The sequence below is a fragment of the Corynebacterium sp. KPL4015 genome, assembly GCF_040225725.1.
GTDB classification, from domain to species: Bacteria; Actinomycetota; Actinomycetes; order Mycobacteriales; family Mycobacteriaceae; genus Corynebacterium; species Corynebacterium rhinophilum.
Map to the genome: position 1 here is coordinate 1 of NZ_JBEHGF010000062.1, position 917 is coordinate 917.

General features: G+C 52.9%; 1 protein-coding gene. It reads left to right on the forward strand.

The window, feature by feature from the left end:
- The first annotated feature begins 261 nt into the window (after positions 1-261).
- On the forward strand, positions 262-723 hold the full coding sequence (locus tag ABRP64_RS11630; protein ID WP_284771353.1) for a recombinase family protein: 462 nt from the start codon (positions 262-264) through the stop codon (positions 721-723).
- The last annotated feature ends 194 nt before the right edge of the window (positions 724-917 follow it).

Sequence of the window (917 nt, forward strand, 5' to 3'; positions counted from 1 at the left end):
TATGGGCTAGCGGCCATCGTGGTTATCCCTTTCGAGGAAGTGTGGTTACGGAATCGAAAGGTACTACGGTGGTCGCCGGCCTCATTCATAAGGGGCCCACCGTCAGTTACAGATACACCACACTAGTGGACGCAACCCTATTGACGTAAAAAGATTCTCTAAAGTCTAAATTCGTCGTCGGATCCAGCCTTTAGAGAAGTCGGACCCTTTCTGCAATTCCCGCCTGCGGCACGGCGGGTGTGTTACACCAGAGAGTGTCTGATGGTTTGTGTGTGGGAACCTATCCGGCTCTGTCCACCAAATGGGGGTCAGGTCCTTGTCTCGTCGATTGACCGTCTCGCCCGCTCGTTAGCAGACTTGCGCGGCATTGTTGATGAACTCACCAACAAAGGTGTGACTGTTACTTTCCTGCATGAGAATCTCGCGTTTGCGAAAGACACCACGGACCTACGTGCAGATTTAATGCTAGGAATTTTAGGTTCGTTTGCGGAGTTTGAGCGGGCCATTATCCGCGAGCGCCAAGCGGAGGGGATTACGCTGGCGAAAAAGGCAGGAAAGTACAAAGGCCGCAAACCCGCCCTTAGCCCACAACAGGTAGCGGAGATTAAGAGGCGCGTGCTGGCGGGGGAGCCAAAGGCAGAGCTAGCACGGGAGTTTGGGGTCACTCGCCCTACTGTGTATCGGGCATTAAAACACCTAAGGCATAGCGGCAAGAAAACCTGATGTTTTATGCACGCAGGTTCCCAATGCGTTTAAGGCGATAAACGAGAATGACTAGTACCGCACGACTAGACTAAAGTTAGTGAGGCCAAGGCCGGTGCAATTAGAAGCCATCCTCCCCGGATTCTAAGGATTGTGGAAACACCTGACCTTGATTGGTGGTGTTTGTGGTGTCGAGTCGTTGGGATCCTTCGCCG

Excerpts from the sequence above, each read along its gene's own strand:
- ABRP64_RS11630 (WP_284771353.1), top strand. The coding sequence starts at position 262 with ATGGTTTGTGTGTGGGAACCTATCCGGCTCTGTCCACCAAATGGGGGT.